17 protein-coding genes are annotated in these 17,088 nt (G+C 61.0%); 5 read left to right on the forward strand and 12 right to left on the reverse strand.

Annotated elements, in window-relative coordinates; all coding sequences use genetic code 11:
* Positions 1-51: 51 nt before the first annotated feature.
* Both J4E08_RS08045 and J4E08_RS08050 read right to left on the reverse strand, forming a co-directional pair.
* Positions 52-270, reverse strand: coding sequence for a hypothetical protein (locus tag J4E08_RS08045; RefSeq protein ID WP_349538033.1), 219 nt, complete (start codon positions 268-270; stop codon positions 52-54).
* A gap of 82 nt (positions 271-352) precedes the next feature.
* Positions 353-823: a MarR family winged helix-turn-helix transcriptional regulator gene (locus J4E08_RS08050; protein ID WP_183963871.1), complete on the reverse strand. Its 471-nt coding sequence runs from the start codon at positions 821-823 to the stop codon at positions 353-355.
* A 175-nt stretch (positions 824-998) separates the two neighbouring features.
* On the opposite strand from J4E08_RS08050, the gene J4E08_RS08055 reads away from it, so the two are divergent.
* From J4E08_RS08055 to J4E08_RS08070, 4 genes are all read left to right on the forward strand, one after another.
* Positions 999-2,243, forward strand: coding sequence for an NAD(P)/FAD-dependent oxidoreductase (locus tag J4E08_RS08055; RefSeq protein ID WP_349538034.1), 1,245 nt, complete (start codon positions 999-1,001; stop codon positions 2,241-2,243).
* A gap of 105 nt (positions 2,244-2,348) precedes the next feature.
* On the forward strand, positions 2,349-2,867 hold the full coding sequence (locus J4E08_RS08060; protein WP_349538035.1) for a (2Fe-2S)-binding protein: 519 nt from the start codon (positions 2,349-2,351) through the stop codon (positions 2,865-2,867).
* Positions 2,864-3,877, forward strand: a complete 1,014-nt coding sequence (locus J4E08_RS08065; RefSeq protein WP_349538036.1) for an FAD binding domain-containing protein — start codon at positions 2,864-2,866, stop codon at positions 3,875-3,877. The genes J4E08_RS08060 and J4E08_RS08065 overlap by 4 nt, the downstream gene beginning before the upstream one ends.
* Positions 3,878-3,880: 3 nt before the next feature.
* On the forward strand, positions 3,881-6,073 hold the full coding sequence (locus J4E08_RS08070; protein WP_502949253.1) for a xanthine dehydrogenase family protein molybdopterin-binding subunit: 2,193 nt from the start codon (positions 3,881-3,883) through the stop codon (positions 6,071-6,073).
* A gap of 1 nt (position 6,074) precedes the next feature.
* Here the strand turns inward: J4E08_RS08070 and J4E08_RS08075 are convergent, their stop codons facing one another.
* Entirely contained in the window at positions 6,075-6,803 is a 729-nt protein-coding gene (locus J4E08_RS08075) for an amino acid ABC transporter ATP-binding protein (protein WP_349538037.1), read from the reverse strand.
* Positions 6,800-7,612, reverse strand: a complete 813-nt coding sequence (locus tag J4E08_RS08080; RefSeq protein ID WP_349538479.1) for an amino acid ABC transporter permease — start codon at positions 7,610-7,612, stop codon at positions 6,800-6,802. Before J4E08_RS08080 ends, J4E08_RS08075 begins: the two co-directional genes overlap by 4 nt.
* Positions 7,613-7,754: 142 nt before the next feature.
* Between J4E08_RS08080 and J4E08_RS08085 the strand changes: the two genes are divergently transcribed.
* Entirely contained in the window at positions 7,755-8,954 is a 1,200-nt protein-coding gene (locus J4E08_RS08085; RefSeq protein WP_349538038.1) for an aminotransferase-like domain-containing protein, read from the forward strand.
* Positions 8,955-8,967: 13 nt separating this feature from the next.
* On the opposite strand, the gene J4E08_RS08090 is transcribed toward J4E08_RS08085, so the two are convergent.
* From J4E08_RS08090 to J4E08_RS08125, 8 genes are all read right to left on the reverse strand, one after another.
* A complete protein-coding gene (locus tag J4E08_RS08090; RefSeq protein ID WP_349538039.1) occupies positions 8,968-9,783 on the reverse strand; it encodes an ABC transporter substrate-binding protein in 816 nt (271 codons plus the stop codon).
* A 148-nt stretch (positions 9,784-9,931) separates the two neighbouring features.
* Entirely contained in the window at positions 9,932-11,041 is a 1,110-nt protein-coding gene (locus tag J4E08_RS08095; RefSeq protein ID WP_349538040.1) for a Gfo/Idh/MocA family protein, read from the reverse strand.
* A gap of 153 nt (positions 11,042-11,194) precedes the next feature.
* A complete protein-coding gene (locus J4E08_RS08100; protein ID WP_349538041.1) occupies positions 11,195-12,139 on the reverse strand; it encodes a sugar phosphate isomerase/epimerase family protein in 945 nt (314 codons plus the stop codon).
* Between the two features lie 178 nt (positions 12,140-12,317).
* Positions 12,318-13,799 carry a methyl-accepting chemotaxis protein gene (locus J4E08_RS08105; RefSeq protein ID WP_349538042.1) on the reverse strand — a complete coding sequence of 494 codons (1,482 nt, stop codon included), beginning with the start codon at positions 13,797-13,799 and terminating at the stop codon, positions 12,318-12,320.
* A 137-nt stretch (positions 13,800-13,936) separates the two neighbouring features.
* A complete protein-coding gene (gene urtE / locus J4E08_RS08110; protein WP_183963853.1) occupies positions 13,937-14,635 on the reverse strand; it encodes an urea ABC transporter ATP-binding subunit UrtE in 699 nt (232 codons plus the stop codon).
* An 84-nt stretch (positions 14,636-14,719) separates the two neighbouring features.
* Positions 14,720-15,460, reverse strand: coding sequence for an urea ABC transporter ATP-binding protein UrtD (gene urtD, locus J4E08_RS08115; protein ID WP_349538043.1), 741 nt, complete (start codon positions 15,458-15,460; stop codon positions 14,720-14,722).
* Positions 15,457-16,623: an urea ABC transporter permease subunit UrtC gene (gene urtC / locus J4E08_RS08120; protein ID WP_183963849.1), complete on the reverse strand. Its 1,167-nt coding sequence runs from the start codon at positions 16,621-16,623 to the stop codon at positions 15,457-15,459. The genes urtD and urtC overlap by 4 nt, the downstream gene beginning before the upstream one ends.
* Complete coding sequence (locus tag J4E08_RS08125; protein ID WP_349538044.1) at positions 16,620-17,087, reverse strand: GNAT family N-acetyltransferase; 468 nt, start codon at positions 17,085-17,087, stop codon at positions 16,620-16,622. The genes urtC and J4E08_RS08125 overlap by 4 nt, the downstream gene beginning before the upstream one ends.
* Position 17,088 lies beyond the last annotated feature (1 nt).

Genomic DNA, 17,088 nt, shown 5'->3' on the forward strand with positions numbered 1-17,088 from the left:
GCGGTGGTTAAGCTGGAACACTGTCGCACTCAGGCCGGGGCTAAACCCGGCCTAAGTGTCGTCCTTATCCTCTGAAGCCGGATCTTTCGGGTCGAAAACGACAAAGAACTGGTAGGCGCAATAAAGCCCCAAGGCCGCGAACAGCAGGGACCAGCCGGGATTGCCCATCAGGAATTCGGCCAAACCCCAAGCAAGGCAAACGCACACAAGGACAATGCGGCGCCAAAGCGGGATGAACCATGGGGTCTGAACATTCATCAAATTTGTCATCAGTGACCTTTACGGGGTACGGTGTTTCAAATCCAGTCCGGGGGCGCGTCACCGGGTAGGGCTGCGATGACGACACGCAAAACTATTCGTGATCCGGGTCTTCTGCCGCGCGTTCAAGCTTTTCCAGGGAACGGTTCAGCGCGGCTTCTTCCTCTGCATTCAGCAGTGCGCGCAGGGCGTCCTGCCGGGCGCGCATCCGGGGAGCCGTGCTTTGAAACACACTTTGCCCAGCCTCGGTCAGTTCCAGATGTTGCGCACGATGGTCGCTCGGGTCGACGGTGATCCGGACGTGTCCATCGGCAACCATCGTCTTGATATTGCGGCTGATAAGCCCTTTGTCCATGGCGACCTCGCGCGACAGATGCGCGGCTGTGGTCCGTCCCGCTACGCCGATCAGCGACATGAGACGCCATTGGGTCAGGGTCAGGCCGCAGTGTTCTTTGAGGATGCGGCTCGACTGTGCATTCAGCTTGGCCTGCACACGGGCCAGCCGGAAGGTCAGGAAATGGCGCGGCATGGCGCGTTTGGCATCATCCTTCTGATCAATGGACATGCGCGGTTTCTACCTCGAAATTTATATGCACTCGTCATGCGTATATTGTCTAAGGACTTACGCGCAAACCTTAGGTTGCATGTCAAGGCTGAACTATCCCGAACGTGCTTGCGAAATCGCCTGGGTTGCAACAGGCTTTGCGCCAGGCAAAACCACGGGGAAGGGGCGCAGCGGAATGGGGGCACTCGACGGGGTTCTATGGGACCGCACGGCAGAAAGCGTGGGATCAAGAGATGACATGCGCACACGCTGTGATGTGGCGGTTGTGGGCGGCGGTTTTACGGGACTGTCGGTGGCGCTGTTTGCGGCCCAGGCGGGTCTGTCAGTGCAGGTGCTGGAGGCCGGGCGCGTCGGTGCCGGCGGATCCGGGCGCAACGTCGGTCTTGTGAACGCTGGTCTGTGGTTGCCTCCCGCAGAGCTGGAGCAGGCGTTGGGGCCTGCGTTCCTATCGCTGTTTGCCGATGCGCCCGGCGTGGTGTTCGATCTGATCGAGCGCCACCAGATCAGATGCGAAGCAAGGCGGGACGGCACCCTGCACGCGGCCCACGCGGTATCCGGGATGAAAGGCCTGGCGGCACGCCATGACGCATGGGCCGCGCGCGGCGCGCCCGTCTCCTTGTTGAATTCCGATGCGATGGCGGAGGCCGTGGGAACGCGTGCTTTTGCCGGGGGCCTTCTGGATCGGCGCGCAGGCACCGTGAATCCAATGGGATATGCGCGCGGGTTGGCGCGTGCGGCGCGGTCGGCAGGGGCCAGAGTGGCCGAGGAGACGCCGGTCTCCGGCCTGTCTCGCGACGGCAGCGGATGGCGCGTGGACACGGCGCAGGGGGCGGTTCTTGCCAAGACCGTTGTGCTTGCGACCAACGCCTATAGCGCGGCGCTGCGGCCTGAGGTGGCGCAGTGCTTTTCGACCATCCGCTTTCAACAACTGGCGACCCCGCCTTTGGGGGCGCAGGCGGCACATATATTGCCGGGCGGGCAGGGGCTTTGGGACACTGGGCTGGTCATGCGTTCACTGCGCAAGGATGCGGTGGGGCGGTTGATCGTCGGCACGATGGGGCGGTTGGACGGCGATGCCGCTCTAGGGGCCAGTCGACAATGGGCCGCGCGCACATTACGCCGCTGGTTTCCCGAACTGGGCGACGTGACGTTCGAAGCCGCATGGGACGGGCAAATCGCCATGACGCCGGATCATCTGCCGCGTATCCTGAAACTGGATCAGGGGCTGTATTGTCCGATCGGCTACAATGGACGGGGCATCACGACAGGCACTGTCTTTGGCCGCGCGCTTGCGGAACTTCTGGCGGGTGGCGACCCGCAGGCTCTTCCGCTGTCCTTGAGCGCCCCTTCGCCAGTACGGATGCGCCGCCTGCGTGGCGGCATGATCGACCTTGCGGCGGCGGTGAAGCTGCGGCTCTGAGACGTTGATTTCAGCGAGCAAGGAACCTCGGCGCGGTACGGTGGTTAGTCCTCAGAACGGCGTAGCTATGCGCCAGCCAGGATATCCCAAGCCAGAGGTTCCCCTATGCAGACGAAACTCACCGTAAACGGCGAGGCGCAGACGGTCGACCACGATCCCCGCGCTACGCTCCTCGACACCCTTCGTGACGGCCTTGGCCTCAGCGGGACCAAGAAAGGCTGCGACCATGGTCAATGTGGTGCCTGCACGGTGCTTCTGGATGGCGAGCGGGTGAACTCCTGCCTCTGCCTTACGGCGATGCACGACGGTCAGGATGTCACCACCATCGAGGGCATTGGTTCCCCCGACAAACTTTCTGCCCTGCAAAAGGCGTTTGTGGAAAAGGACGGCTATCAGTGCGGCTACTGTACGCCGGGACAGATCATGTCCGCGACCGCTTTGCTTCAGGAAATTCAGAAAGGTCAGGCGTCCTACGTCTCTGACGATCTCGAAGTGCCTAAGCTCACCGATGATGAAATGGCAGAGCGCATGAGCGGCAACCTCTGCCGCTGCTCGGCCTATCCGCTGATCCGAGAGGCCATCGCCATGGTCGCGGATCAGGAAAACGAAGGAGCGCAGGCATGATCCCGTTTGACTACACACGCGCCGACGCGCTGGAGGATGCAGGCAAGGCGCTGGACGCCCAAGCCGAGGTGATCGCAGGTGGCACCAATTTGCTCGACCTGATGAAAATCCAGGTGATGACGCCGGAAAAACTGGTGGATATTACGCGCATCGACGGCCTGTCCGAGATCTCGAAGGATGGCGACAAGCTGCGCATCGGGGCGTTGGTCACCAACACCGCGCTCGCCAATGACGCGAACGTCCGCAAGGGCTGGCCGCTGCTGAGCCGCGCAATTCTGGCCGGGGCTTCCGCGCAGATCCGCAACAAGGCGACCACCGGCGGCAACCTGTTGCAACGCACGCGATGCCCTTATTTCTACGACACCTCGCAGGCGTGTAACAAGCGCGCACCGGGCACCGGCTGTGCGGCGCAGGGAGGATCGGGCCGGATGCTGGCGCTGTTTGGCACGTCCGAGCACTGCCTTGCAGCACATCCCTCCGACATGGCGACCGCGATGACCGCGCTGGATGCTGTGATCGAAATCCGGTCCGCTGACGGCGAGACCCGGCAGGTGCCGATCCAAGCCTTTTACCAGGGGCCGGGGGACATGCCGCACATCGAAAACGTGTTGGCCGAGGATGACCTCGTGACCGCCGTGATCTTGCCCGCTCCGCTTGAAGGAACGCATCAGGTTTACCGGAAAGTCCGGGACCGCGCGTCCTATGCCTTTGCGCTGCTGACGGTGGCGGCGGCGGTGAAAGTCGAAGATGGCAAGATCGTCCGCGCCGACATGGCGTTCGGCTCGGTTGCGCCCCACCCGTTTCAAAACGCAGACGTGACGGACATGCTGGTTGGACAAGCGCCCTCGGATGCGTTGTTTGCAAAGGCGGCGGATGCGTTGACCCGCGCCGAGGCGCCGCACCCCGACGTGGAATACAAGCGGCCTTTGCTGCGCCGAACCCTGATTGCCACGCTGCGGCAGGCCTGCGGGCTGAGCGACGCGCATGGCGTTGATATTGCGAAGGTTTAAGTCATGAGAGACGATTTCTCCGAAACCACACATTTTAAGATGGACAAGGCGCAGCCGCGTCTGTTGGACAACACCGGCCAAGGCATTGTCGGCGCGCCGCTGGACCGGCCCGACGGCCCGCTGAAGGTCTCCGGCACGGCTCCCTATGCGGCGGATGTGCTGCCGACCGGCTGCCTGCATGGAGTGCTTGTGCGGGCGACGATCTCGCGCGGCAAGGTCACCCGTGTCGACAAGGGGTCGCTCGCCGGCGTCGAGGGTGTCGTGGATGTAATCACGGATCCGCGCATGATCCGAAATCCGGCGCAGGGTATGGCCGGCGAGGCACCGGTGCAGACAGGCGATGAGGTGCATTATCACGGCCAGCCCATTGCGCTGGTTGTCGCCGAAAGCTTTGAGACCGCGCGCGACGCCGCGCATCGGTTGAAGGTCACATATGAGGCCGAGGACGGCGTGGCCGTCACCCCTGACACTGCGGAGCAGGAGGTCGGCGACCCCGACACGGCGGGCGATTTCAACGCGGCCTATGACGGGGCTGCCGTGAAGGTCGATCTGGACTACTTCAGCCCATCGCATGTGGCCGCCCCGATGGAACCGCACGCCGCTGTTGCCGAATGGACCGGCAACCAATTGGTGCTACGCTCCGCGCTCCAGATGGTGCGCTTCAACAAGCTCGAAGTAGCGGATTCTCTGGGCATTTCTCCGGACGCCGTGCGTATCCTGGCGCCCTATGTCGGCGGTGGTTTCGGCTCCAAGCTGGGCATCGGGCCAGAGGCGATTGCCGCATGCATTGCCGCGCAAAAGCTGGGTCGCCCGGTGCGCGTCGTGATGTCCCGCCAGACTGTGTTCGACTCCGTTCTGCGCAGGTCCGAGACCATGCAGCGGGTCCGTCTGGGCGCGACCAAGGACGGGCGCATCGTGGCCCTGTCGCACGATGACCGCGTGTCGAATATCCAAGGCGAAGGCTTTGCCGAGCCGGTGTCGCAGGCATCGCAGTTCATCTACGGTGCTGATGGCCTCAGCTTTCAGCAGACCGTTGCGCGACCTGCCATGACGCCGTCCGGCTCCGTCAGGGCACCCGGTGAGGCCGTTGGCATGATTGCCTTTGAGGCCGCCGTGGACGAGCTTGCTGAGAAGCTGGGCATGGACCCGCTTGAGCTGCGGCTGAAGAATATTCCGGATACGCATCCGATGGACGGTCGCCCCTACAGCGCGCGCCGCTTGGCGGATTGCCTGAACGATGGGGCCGAACGCTTTGGCTGGGCGGATCGCAAGATGCGCCGCGAGGGCGATTGGCTGATCGGAATGGGCATGGCCTCTGCCGCGCGTACCAATATGTTGATAGAGAGCGCCGCGCGGGTGCGCTTGACCGGCACCGGTGCGATTGTCGAGACCGACATGACCGATATCGGCACCGGGACCTATGCCATCCTCGGCCAGATCGCGGCAGAAATGCTGGGGCTGAGCGTGGAGCAGGTTGAGGTGCGCCTCGGCGACAGTGACCTGCCGGGCGCATCGGGGTCGGGCGGTTCCTTTGGCGCAAGCTCTGCCGGGTCGGCGGTCTTCATGGCAGCCAAGACCTTGCGGGAAGAGCTGGCAAAGCGTCTGGGCTGCGAGGCGGATGATCTGACCCTTTCGGGCGGCATTGCGCGCGGTGGCAACGTGGAAAAATCGCTCGCGGATCTTGTGGACTTGGAAATGGTGGCGGAGGCGACCATCGAAGGGGGCAAAACGGCGAAGGAGTCTTTCTCTGCTGGCTTCGGTGCCCATTTCGCCGAGGTTGCGGTGAACGAATGGACCGGCGAGGTCCGCGTGCGTCGCATGCTGGGTGTCATGGCCATGGGCCGAATCCTGAACGAGAAGACCGCGCGCAGTCAGGCATTGGGCGGCATGGTCTGGGGCCTTGGGTCTGCCTTGCACGAGGAGATGATGAACGACACCCGCGATGGCCACGTGGTCACGCGCGATCTTGCGAACTATCACGTCGCCTCGCACCTTGATGTGCCGCGCGACATGCAGGTGGTCTTTCTTGAAGAGCGGGATGACGAGGCCAATCCAATCCAGTCCAAGGGCATTGGTGAACTCGGTATTTCCGGTGCGGGCGCGGCGATCCTTAACGCCATCGCGCATGCGACGGGCAAACGTGTCCGGACCATTCCGGCGCTGCCAGATCGCGTGATCGAGGCGATGGAGTCGTGATTCACAGCACCCGGGCCAGAAAGGCGCGAGTGCGGTCGTTTTGTGGATTGGTAAAAATTTCTGCGGGCGGGGCTCTTTCAAGCACCTGCCCGTTGTCCAGAAAACAGACGGTGTCCGCCAATTCGCGGGCAAATCCCATTTCATGTGTGGCGAGCACCATGGTCATGCCCTCCGCGCGCAGGGTGCGCAGCACGTCCAGGACATCGCCCACCAATTCGGGATCAAGGGCCGACGTAATCTCGTCAAACAGCATAACGTCTGGCTTCATCGCGAGCGCCCGCACGATGGCAACGCGTTGCTGCTGTCCGCCGGACAATTGGTCCGGGTAGTGCCCCATTCGGTCCTCTAATCCAAACCGCGTGAAAAGCCGTTCTACCTCCGGCGCCACGTCTTGGCGCTGGCGTCCATGCACCCTGCAAGGGGCGAGCAGGACGTTCTCCAGCGCTGTCATATGCGGAAAGAGGTTGAAGGATTGAAATACGATGCCGATGCGCTGGCGCACCGGGCGCGGGTCCAGACCCGGCTCCGCGATGTCCACGCCGTCAAGCAGGATCTGCCCGTCGTCCACCGGCTCCAGCAGGTTGAGGCATTTGAGAAACGTGGACTTTCCCGAGCCGGATGCGCCGATCAGGCAGACCATTTCTCCGGCCTGGATGGTGAGGTCGATCCCGTCCAGAACACGCGTTCCGCCGTAGGACTTCACCAAGCCGCGGGTTTCCAGCAAGCTCATTGCTGCTGCCTCCGCTGCTTGTTCATCAGGTGATCCGCGTAGCGCGTGGCGGGGATAGTCACCGCGAGAAAGATCAGCGCCGCACCGACGTAAGGCGTGAAATTGGCCAGCAAGGATTTGTAGACGCCAGCTTGGCGAAAGATCTCCACCGGGCCGATGAATGACAAAAGCGCCACGTCTTTCTGCAATGCGATGAAGAGGTTCATATTGGCAGGGATCACGCGACGAATGGCCTGTGGCAAGACGACGTAACGCATGGTGTCGGCCTCGGTCAGGCCCAGCGATAGCGCGGCGGCGCGTTGGCTGTCGTGGATCGAGGAAATGCCTGAGCGGATGACCTCGGCGGTGTAGGCCGCATAGACGAGGATCAGCGACAGTGACCCCCACAGATACGGCGAATTCCAAGGGCGTGGCAGGCCAAGGCCGGGAATGCCAAATCCCACGAGATAGATCACGAGGATCACCGGCAGGCCGCGAAAGATGTCGATAAAGGCGGTCGCCGCCAGTCGGACGGGTGTCAATGCCGGGGCGCGCAGGTCGCGCGCAATGGCGAGCGCCAGCGCCAGAATGGCAATCAGCGGCGCACACCATGCGAATATGGCGACGTCGAGCAGAAAGGCTTCCAGCAGACCCGGGAAGGTGCGCGCAAAGATCGCGCCGTTGAAAAAGGCCCGCTGCACCGCCTCCCATCCCGGTGACAGGGGGACCAGAACGCATACGGCAAGTAAAACGGCGCCAGTGGACAGCGCAGCGATCAGGTTGGCGCGGCGGCGCTGGCGGCGTTCGAATATCTCTCGGCGTGTGGGCATATGTGATCCGTTGGTCGCACCGACTGTTGCGCCACAGGGCATGGCTGTCAAACGCTTCACGACTTGTTACATGCTTTAGGTCAGTATTGCATACCTAAGCAGCAGTTTATATGCTTTTTGCATGTATGTGGGAGGCGATGTGATGGACTGGACGGGTGTTCTGGCGCGGCGCATGGGGCGGATGAAAGCCTCTGAAATTCGTGAGCTGTTGAAGCTGCTGGACCAGCCGGACATCCTGAGCTTTGCCGGGGGCATCCCCGATGTGACGCTTTTCCCGACTGCGGCCTACGAACGCGCGCTGGGCGAGGCACTTCAGAACCCTGCAGCGCTGCAATATTCCGTATCCGAAGGCTACGGTCCTTTGCGGGCGTGGGTGGCGGATCACATGATCGGTCTCGGCGTGCCATGCGGTCCCGAAAACATCATCATCACTTCTGGGTCGCAACAAGCCCTGGATTACCTTGGAAAATTGCTGCTGACGCCGGGGGATACGGCGCTGGTGGGCTGGCCGACGTATCTGGGGGCGCTGGGGGCGTTCAACGCGTGTGAGCCGCGATATGCTCCGCTTGATCCTTGGCGCAACGTCGCGCCGAACGAGATTCAGGCCGAAGCCGAGGCCGCAGGCGGCAAGGTGAAAATGGCGTATCTGTCGCCCGATTTCGCCAATCCGACCGGCGAGACCCTGGATGCATCCGGCCGGGCGCGGTTGCTGGACCAGGCGCGCGCCTTGGACATCGCGGTGATCGAGGACGGGGCCTATCAGGCGCTGCGCTACAACGGAGAGGCGATCCCCAGCTTGCAGGCGATGGATGTGGCCGAAGTTGGCGGGATCGAGGCGTCGCGGGTGATCTACTGCGGCTCTTTTTCCAAGGTCTTGGCACCGGGGCTGCGGGTGGGCTGGGTCTGCGCCGCGAGCCCTGTGATTGAGCGCTTGGTTCTGCTGAAGCAAGCGGCTGATCTGCACTCTCCGACGCTGAACCAAATCGCCACAGACCGCGTGGCGCGGGAGCTGTTCGACACGCATGTGGCCAAGCTGCGCCAAGTTTACAGTGCCCGACGAGATGCCATGTTGGACGCGCTTGACCGGCACATGCCGGAAGGCGTGACATGGACCCGGCCCGAGGGTGGCATGTTCGTCTGGGTCACTCTGCCCGAGAGAATGGATGCTGCTGAGGTGCTGGCGCAGTCGCTGTCCAGCGAACGGGTGGCTTTCGTCCCTGGCGGCGCATTCCACGCCGATGGCTCAGGCCGGAATACGTTGCGTCTGTCATTTTCCTGCGCGTCAGAGGCTCAGATTGCCGAGGGCATGGAACGGTTGGGGCGGCTGCTTCGCGTGCAATGACCGCCCCGAAACATCACTTGATGACAGGTACGCCTGTGGTTTCTTCGAGCCACTGTGTTTCGATCGCGGCCAGCGTGCCGTCGTCGATCAATTCTTGCAGCGCAGCGTCAACGCAGGGTTTCAGGGGGCTCTCATTGGCCATGAGCATCCCGAATTGATCGGGGCTTTCGGTGCGGTCGGCTGGGAACTGGCCCAAAAGCGTGCCATCCGGCAGCACCACGGCTGACAGGTAAAGCGCGGTCGGCAGGTCAAACAGCGCAGCGTCAATCTGGCCCGCCTGCATGGCGGCCGTGACATCGACGTTGTCATTATAAAGCATCGGCCCAGTCTGCGGTGCGATGAGATCGGCGAGCATGGCGACGGCGGTGGTGTTTGCGTCGGCGCCCCAAGTCAGCGTCTTGAGGCTGTCGAGCGTGGCCTCGGCCCCGTTGTCCACAACGGATTGCGTGGTCAGGACGGCCATGGCGGAGGTGTAGTAGGGGATCGAGAAATCAACGACCTCCTCCCGCTCCGGCGTGATGGAGAACTGCTGAATAGTGATGTCGAAATCCTTCGCACCGGGCTGAATTGCCTGATCGAAGCTGGACCGCGTCCATTCCACTGCATCGGGTTCAAAGCCCATATTGGCGGCAATGGCATGTGCGACGGCAGCCTCGAACCCTTCGCCGGAGGCGGGCGCGTCGTCCAGTACCCAAGGGTAGAAGGCCGGGTTCCCGGTGGCGATTGTCAGGGTGCCCTCAGATAGCGTCTGTCCCGTGGCGCAGTCGTTCTGGGCAAAGGCAGGCGCGGACAGGGCAAGGCTGGCTACGGTGACATAGAGCAATTTCATGGCGGGACTCCCATATGGTTCGCAGGAAGCTTCCGCGGGTTGTGTCAGCTTGTCAATTTCCGCAGCTAGAAATGGCGCGGAGCCTTTGCCGCGCCATTCTCCTGCCTCCGCGCCGAACTCACTGCAAAGCAGCGATGTGAAATTGGCGTCAGAACACAAGACGTCGAGAGGACCGGGGCACCCGACGCAGCGTGTCTGGACCGGGATGAGAGGGGCGGGGCGGGAGGTCGATGGATTGCGGCTGACCCGTTTCGGCGGCGCGCTCGATTGCGCGCAGGATGACGACATCTGCCAGGCCGTCTCGCCCGTCATTTTCAGGCGTGGTGCCGTTTTGAATACAATCGGCGAAGTACGTAATCATCGAGCCGAAGTCGTCATTGGACGGCTGGGTTTCCCGGTCCACCACGGTTTCGCCACGATGGAGGGTGCGCGTCACATCATATTCAAACTTGAAGGCAGGATCCAGAGCCAGTGCTCCTTCGCTGCCGATGACATGAAGCATGTCCCTAGGTTCGGCCCCGAAGCTGACGGTAAACTGGGCCAGGCGTCCGCCGGGGAAACGCATCGTCGCAGACATGCTTTGATGCACTTCCTCAAAGCGCGGATCATTATCCCCGAAGCTTTGCATTGCGATGACTTCGGTGGGTTCGGACGCAAAAATATGGCGAATTGCGTTGACACAATAGACGCCGAGATCTTGCAGAGGACCGCCCCAATGGCTTGCCGAAAGGCGGTGATTGTCGGCGGCCATTTGGGCGGTGAACGCCGACATGATCAGGTTCGGCCGTCCAATTTCGCCGTCGCGGATGCGGGTAAGCATGTCGATGGTGCCGGGCTCATTATGGCGGCGATAAGCCGTCATCAGATGGACGCCAGCCGTCTCGCAGGCATCGATCATCGCCTGGCATTCGGCCTCCGTCGTGGCGAGAGGTTTTTCGACCAGGACATGGCAGCCTGCCTGAGCGGCGCGGATGGCCTGATCAGCGTGGAGTGAATTCGGCGTCGCAATGTAGACGGCGTCCACCTTGCCGGAGGCAAGATATGAATCCATAGCTTCATAGCTGACAACATCCGGAATATCGTGAAAATCGGCGAGCTTGCGCGACTGTTCGGCGCTGCCCGAAATCAACGCGATCACTTCGGCATTGTCGGTCTGATGCACGGCGGGCAGAAAAGCTTCTTGGCTAATCCATCCCGCGCCGATAACGGCAATTCTCGTTTTTGTCATGGAAACTCCGGGTGTTTGTTGCGGACACATCCTCTTCGAGGCGTCTCGGGGTTGTGGTGTGCGCCGGATGTGTTCGCCTCGGCGGACCACTTTTACCTTGCCGCGGTGATATCTGGTATACCAAATGTCGCACGGCCCCGAGTGTCCTTCAAGACGTTTCCGTGAAAAGCTTGTGCGAGAGGATCAGTTGTTACGTTTTGCGAGCGGCATCACATCGCGCAACATCCGAGTGGATTTGTGCAGGGCATCCATCGGGCGCAGCACAAGATCCTGATGGGTGGCTGAAATGCAGCCGTCAAATTGGATCATGGCGAGGCGGTAGCAAAAACGCGACCACCAGTCGGCGTCATGGCCATACCCGGGCGTTGTAAAGCACCAAGGCCGGTGGGCCATGTCCAGGATGTTGCCCGTGTCGATCAGCGAAGTGGTGGCCTGCACCGCGGGATTGAGCATAATGTCAGTGGCGTGAACATTGTAGAGCGCGTGTTCTAGAACTTCGACGGCTTGGATCGGATCAGCGCCAATTAGAAATTGTGACGCGGGCGAGAGGCTGGCGCCGATGCGCGGGCCTACGGTTTCGCGCAATTCCAAAAGTGTGTGGACGTTGTGCACGCATTGGTTCACGCCGAGTGTCAGTGCAATGCGGCTGACGCCATTTTCGCGCGCAAGCGCGACAATGCCCGTCCAGAACGGGAAGAGCACTTCCTCCCATTGGTAGCGGAGCGCGTTCTGGTTCTCTTTCGTCCAAGAATTGGTAACCCAATTCGGCATGGTGTCGTTGGGATTGGCTGCGGGCAAGCCGGAGGCTGTGACAACCGTGTCCACTTCGAACAGGCCAGCCAGTCTGATGCTGTCGACCAAAGTGTCCGCCTGCGTGCGATCATTCGGGTGAAGGGGATTCCCGAAGGCATTTAAGGCATGCAGCTTCAGCCCCTTTTCCCGGACACACCCAAGCAAACGTTTGCGTGCATCTGCATCCTCCAGAAGCCTTGGCACGTCCACATGCGGCCTGTTGGAGGTGCCACCGGTGTTGAGTTCTATCGCCGACAAACCCAAGCGGCTTGCCGCATCCAGCATGTCCTCAAAGGCAAGATGCGCCAGACTGTCAGTGACCAGTGCGAGTTTCATGCTGCGTTTCCCTTCTTGACATCAAAGCCTTACGACAGCGGTGGTAAACAGACTGTTGTATGCATCGACGGAAATGGACGGGAATATCACTTGAATTCGAGCATATGAGTTTGCGTAGGTCGCTCCGAAAATGATTTGAAGTCGCCCAGCCTGTGGGAAGCCGGTTTTAGGGCGCGGCTCAGGCGACACGAACCGTTTGGCTGTCCTCGTCATCGACGTTGATTGGCGTGGCTGAGTGGTTGCCGTTTTGCGCCGGGATGGTCAGGGTTTCGAGGATTTTTCGCAATTGCATCGCTTCGATCCGCATATCCTTGGTTGCGCTCGTGGTGTCGTCAACCATTGCGGCGTTTTGCTGGGTGACGATATCCATCTGCGAAATCGCAGAGTTGACTTCGGACAACGCTGTCGACTGCTCCGCAGAGGCGGAGGCGATTTCATTTGATAGTGCGGTCACTTGCTCGAAATTCTTGACGATCGTTTCCAGCGTTTCCGCGGACTTCTGGATCAGCTCCACGCCAGAAGCCACCTCGCCGGATGAGGCCGTGACCAAGTCTTTGATCTGCTTTGCCGCGTCGGAGGCGTTACCGGCCAGAACGCGAACCTCTTCGGCGACCACTGCAAATCCGCGCCCTGCCGTGCCGGCGCGTGCAGCTTCTACGCCAGCGTTCAATGCAAGCAGATTGGTCTGGAATGCGATGTCGTCGATCATACCGATAATCTGGGTAATGCGGTCCGAGGAGGTCTGGATGCGCCCCATGGCCTCCGAGGCCTCGGAAACGCTGTCGGCACCATCTTCGGCCTTGCGAGCGGCGTCGCCGGCGACGGACTTGGCCTTGTTGGTATTGTCCGAGGATTGGCGCACGTTTTCCGTCAGTTCGTGGATGGCGGCGGCGGTTTCTTCCAGAGAGGCGGCTTGGCTGGCGGTGCGGTTGGACAGGTCAGACGCTGAGTCGCCCACGCCATCGATCATCATCAAAAGCTTGTCCATGGTTCTGGAAACAGTGCCGAGCGTTTGCCCCAACTTGTCGATGGCTGAGTTGAGTTTCTGCCGTATAGGGTTGTAGCTGGCCGGAAAGTCACTTTCGTGCGGATCTGGCACAAATTCCGACAGGTTGCCGTCAGCCATGTGGTCGATGACTGTGCTCAAGTGCTGAAATGCGATATTTTGCTCTTCAGCCTGTACGCGGAACGTGGTTTCGACCACGCGTTCGATATCGAGCGCGAAAGCCCGGGTCAGCACACAGATCTGATCGCGAATGAGACTCAGTTTCTTGCGGCGGAATCCCTGACGTGACTTTGTAAGGAAGATGGTGATCAGGTCGGACGTTGCCATTGTATAGGCCGACATGTAGACCTCTATCGGCAGTTTGATCTGCGCGTGAACGCGGCCAATGCGTTCAATGGAATCGAAATATTCTTGACTATAATCAGCCCTCAAAATGCGTTCCCAGTGCTTTTTCTGGGCGCTTCGGGCTGTGTCCATCTGCTCCTGATCGGAAAAGAAGGCGGCGGCCTCGGGATTTGCCTTGGCTCTGACGTAAAAATTCTCCAGCACTTTATCGAGCTCAGGCAAAAGCACCTCGCCCACTTCTTTCAGTCGCTCGCGGTTCTCACCGTCGAGATGATAGTGCTTCAGCTTTTCTTCGAAAGAGTGGGGCATAGGTACGTTCCATTTCTGCCAGTCTCAGCATGTCATGGCGACCATCTCATTCTCAGGTTAATTTACTCTGGACCGTCCTCAGATTTCCCTGGCGGAAAGCCACGCATTTTAGGTTCAAATGCGTGGCTTTCGCGGGATCATACGGAGACTTTGGCCAGCAGATCCTCGCGTAGTGTTTCGGCGCGTGGTGCATTGTGGATCACGCGACCACGCTCCAACGCGACGAAGTGATCGCCGAGTTCATAGGCGAAATCAAAGAATTGCTCGACCAGAATGATCGCCATGTCGCCTTTGGAGCGGAGGTATTTGATGACTTCCCCAATCTGTTTGATGATGTTGGGCTGGATGCCTTCGGTGGGTTCGTCCAGGAGGAGAAGCTTGGGCTGCGCGATCATCGCACGGGCGATCGCAAGCTGTTGCTGTTGGCCACCAGAAAGGTCGCCACCACGCCTGTTCAGGAAATCCTTTAGGATCGGGAAAAGTTCGAATACCTCATCAGGGATGGTCCAGTCGCTTTTCGGAATGCACGCGTAGCCGGTTTGCAGATTTTCGCGGACCGTCATCAAAGGGAAGATGTCGCGCCCCTGCGGGACGTAGCCAATCCCGGCCTGTGCCCGCGCATGGGGAGAGGTCCTTGCTGAAATGTCCTGGCCATTGAGGACCATGGATCCACCGGAGCGGGGGTGCGTGCCGGAAATCGCCTTCAGCAGGGAGGTCTTGCCCACCCCATTCGTGCCCATCAGGCAGGTGACGGCACCGGGTTTGGCCTCCATCGAGATATCGTAAAGGATCTGGCTGTGGCCGTAGTGGAGCGTGAGGTCTTTGAGCGTCAGCATGGGGGATCCTGTTCGGCGGTGCGCTGCGGGGCAGGCGGAGGTATGAGTGTTTGGAAAGCAGAGACGCAGGCGTCCACCTGCGTGTCAGCGCCCGAGATAGACGTCAATGACATCCGGGTTGGAGGTCACATGATCAATGGACCCTTCGGCCAAGACGGAGCCTTCGCACAGGCAGGTGACGCGGCACTTCAGACGGCGGATGAACTCCATGTCATGTTCGACCACGACGACGGCACGGGTTTTCGCAGCGTTGACCAGCATTTCGGTAGTTTTTTCGCGCTCCGCCGGGGTCATTCCGGCGGCGGGTTCGTCCACCAGAAGCAGGCGCGGTTCCTGCGCCAGCAACATTCCGATTTCCAGCCATTGCTTTTGGCCGTGTGACAGCTCGCCCGCCACGCGGGTCAGCACATCGGCGAGGCCGGTTTGTTCGGCAATGGCTTCGATGCGTTCGGCCCCCTGCCTGGTCTTTTTATAAAGCAAAACGTCGAAGGGACCGCGCGGGTTCTTGAGCGCCATGGCGAGGTTTTCGCGCACGGTCTGCGCTTCGAACACGGTGGGTTTCTGAAACTTGCGGCCTATGCCTTCGCGGGCGATTTGGGATTCCGACATGCCGAGGAGCGAGATGTTCTTATCCCCCCAGGAAATGCGCCCTTCGTCCGGTTTGGTCTTGCCGGTGATGATGTCCATGAAGGTCGTCTTGCCCGCGCCGTTGGGGCCGATGATGGCGCGCAGCTCTGGCTCGCCGATCTGGAAGGACAGGTTATTGATTGCCTTGAAACCGTCGAAGGATACCGAGACGCCGGACATTTCGAGAAGGGTGCTCATGCCTTGGCTCCTTTGAGCTTGTCCACCAGTCCGCCGAGGCCCTGGGGGAAGAAGAGGGTGACCGCGACAAAGGAGAACCCCAGCAATACCAGCCACCAGTCGGTCCATTGGATGGTATACACGCCAAGGTTCACATCAGGTGCGCCGCCACCGGTGAACCAACTGGAGGCGAGCGTGACGACCACGGTGCCCATGACCGCACCGTACAGGCGGCCGCGTCCGCCGATGGCGACCCAGACCGCGAGGTAGATGGACGCTATGGGGGCGATTTCGGCCGGGTTGATGATGCCCGCCTGCGGGTAATAGAGCGCGCCGGCGATGCCTGCGACCACAGCGGTGAGGGTGAAGACGAAGAGCTTGTAGGTTTCCACGTGGTAGCCGAGAAAGCGCACGCGGGTTTCGTCATCGCGGATGGCGCGGATCACGCTGCCCATCTTGCCCGACACCACCCAGGCAAACAGAACGTATCCCAGACCCAGTGCCAGAGCAGACCCCCAGAGGAACCAGATCGATATGACGCTTTGCGGCACGCCCTCGGCGCCAGGGATGTTTTGCAGGCCGGAGAGGCCGTTGTTGCCGCGCAGTCCCGAGTCGTTCTGGAACAGGTAAAGCGACAGGGCCAGCGTCATGGCCTGTGTCAGGATCGACAGGTAGACGCCTGTAACGCGAGAGCGGAAGGCCAGCCAGCCGAAGACCAGAGCCAACAGGCCGGGCACTAGCAAGATCATCAGCAATTGCAGCGGCAGCGAGTGGGCGAAGGTCCACAGCGTCGGAAATTCTGACGCTCCGACCACGCCGAAGATCTGGCTGGCGATGGCGTCCTGCAGCTCTTGGCTGGTGGGGGGGATGATCTGGTTGGACAGGCTTTCGGCCACGATGCCTTCGGTCCGCGCGTACATCAGCCACATGCCGATCGCGTAGCCGCCGATGCCGAAGAAGGCGAAGTGCCCGAGGCTGAGAATGCCGCAATAGCCCCAGACCACGTCCATGGCGATGGCGATGAGGCACAGGCACAGCGTCTTGCCCAGCGTCTTGACGAAGGAGGTGGAGAGGAAGCCTACACCAAACGCCTCTGACAGGACCGTCACCACAAGGGTGAACAGTCCGAGCAAGACGAGGAACCACAGAACCGATGGGTTCTGGGCGAGGAAGGAACGGTTCATGTCGTGGCCTCCAAGGTCTTTGTCATGAAGGTCGAATGCGGGTCGCTGACGTAGGTGCCAAAGGGGCCGCATTCGGTGAAGCCTTGCGCCGAATACAGCGCGCGGGCCGCGGCGAAATCCGGGTGAACGCCGGTCTCGAGCCAGAAGGTGGTCATGCCGCGTTTGGCCCCTGCGTCGAGGATGGTGTTGAGAATGGCGCGGGCGGTGCCTTTGCCACGGGCGACAGCAAGGGTGTGCATGGATTTGATCTCTCCGGCAGTGGGGGAGAGCTGTTTGAGCGCACCCATGCCGACCAGTTCATCGCCGTCAAACGCGCCCCAGACGGTGATGTCCGGCGCGAACAGCGCAGATATTGGCAGGCGGTGACAGCTTTCTGCCGGGGCGGTGCCATCACAGAAGGTGACATGGGTGTCGACCAGCGCCTTGAACGCGGGGGTGGGGGAGGGGATTACGTCAATATGCATG

It is taken from the genome of Sagittula sp. NFXS13 (assembly GCF_040148795.1).
In the GTDB taxonomy this organism is placed as follows: domain Bacteria; phylum Pseudomonadota; class Alphaproteobacteria; order Rhodobacterales; family Rhodobacteraceae; genus Sagittula; species Sagittula marina.

Bases quoted from the DNA above. Each gene is read 5' to 3' on its own strand.
- J4E08_RS08075 (WP_349538037.1), bottom strand. From the start codon at position 6,803: ATGAGCTTGCTGGAAACCCGCGGCTTGGTGAAGTCCTACGGCGGAACG.
- J4E08_RS08060 (WP_349538035.1), top strand. From the start codon at position 2,349: ATGCAGACGAAACTCACCGTAAACGGCGAGGCGCAGACGGTCGACCAC.
- J4E08_RS08085 (WP_349538038.1), top strand. From the start codon at position 7,755: ATGGACTGGACGGGTGTTCTGGCGCGGCGCATGGGGCGGATGAAAGCC.
- J4E08_RS08100 (WP_349538041.1), bottom strand. From the start codon at position 12,139: ATGAAACTCGCACTGGTCACTGACAGTCTGGCGCATCTTGCCTTTGAG.
- J4E08_RS08080 (WP_349538479.1), bottom strand. From the start codon at position 7,612: ATGCCCACACGCCGAGAGATATTCGAACGCCGCCAGCGCCGCCGCGCC.
- J4E08_RS08055 (WP_349538034.1), top strand. From the start codon at position 999: ATGGGGGCACTCGACGGGGTTCTATGGGACCGCACGGCAGAAAGCGTG.
- J4E08_RS08050 (WP_183963871.1), bottom strand. From the start codon at position 823: ATGTCCATTGATCAGAAGGATGATGCCAAACGCGCCATGCCGCGCCAT.
- J4E08_RS08070 (WP_502949253.1), top strand. From the start codon at position 3,881: ATGAGAGACGATTTCTCCGAAACCACACATTTTAAGATGGACAAGGCG.
- J4E08_RS08090 (WP_349538039.1), bottom strand. From the start codon at position 9,783: ATGAAATTGCTCTATGTCACCGTAGCCAGCCTTGCCCTGTCCGCGCCT.
- urtD (WP_349538043.1), bottom strand. From the start codon at position 15,460: ATGAGCACCCTTCTCGAAATGTCCGGCGTCTCGGTATCCTTCGACGGT.
- urtC (WP_183963849.1), bottom strand. From the start codon at position 16,623: ATGAACCGTTCCTTCCTCGCCCAGAACCCATCGGTTCTGTGGTTCCTC.
- J4E08_RS08095 (WP_349538040.1), bottom strand. From the start codon at position 11,041: ATGTGTCCGCAACAAACACCCGGAGTTTCCATGACAAAAACGAGAATT.
- urtE (WP_183963853.1), bottom strand. From the start codon at position 14,635: ATGCTGACGCTCAAAGACCTCACGCTCCACTACGGCCACAGCCAGATC.
- J4E08_RS08105 (WP_349538042.1), bottom strand. From the start codon at position 13,799: ATGCCCCACTCTTTCGAAGAAAAGCTGAAGCACTATCATCTCGACGGT.
- J4E08_RS08125 (WP_349538044.1), bottom strand. From the start codon at position 17,087: ATGCATATTGACGTAATCCCCTCCCCCACCCCCGCGTTCAAGGCGCTG.
- J4E08_RS08065 (WP_349538036.1), top strand. From the start codon at position 2,864: ATGATCCCGTTTGACTACACACGCGCCGACGCGCTGGAGGATGCAGGC.
- J4E08_RS08045 (WP_349538033.1), bottom strand. From the start codon at position 270: ATGACAAATTTGATGAATGTTCAGACCCCATGGTTCATCCCGCTTTGG.